Genomic DNA, 253 nt, shown 5'->3' with positions numbered 1-253 from the left:
TGAGATACATTAGCGAGCCCATGATCAGGAACTTGGCAGGCAGGTTGCGCCCGAACTCGTGCCACTTGCCCGTCATCGTCCCGAAGAAATTCACCAGCACGGTCCACACCGGAATGATGAGAAGCATCGAGGTGATGACCGCCAGCGTTTCGGCCCAGTCGGCAATTGGACTGTAGAGATAATGATGGATGCCGACGAAGGGATAGAACAGGGCGAGCGACCAGAAGCCGACCAAAGAGAGCTTGTGCGCAAA

1 protein-coding gene is annotated in these 253 nt (G+C 55.7%); it reads right to left on the bottom strand.

Annotated features, from left to right (window positions below; genetic code table 11):
- Positions 1-253, bottom strand: a 253-nt coding sequence (locus KJQ96_RS39355; protein WP_213291257.1) for a cbb3-type cytochrome c oxidase subunit I, incomplete at both ends; no start/stop codon positions are given.

Origin of the sequence: Bradyrhizobium sp. sGM-13 (assembly GCF_018398875.1) — a bacterium.
Taxonomy (GTDB): domain Bacteria; phylum Pseudomonadota; class Alphaproteobacteria; order Rhizobiales; family Xanthobacteraceae; genus Bradyrhizobium.
The sequence above is the reverse complement of the archived record's forward strand: the minus strand, read 5'-3'. Positions and strand labels throughout refer to the sequence as shown.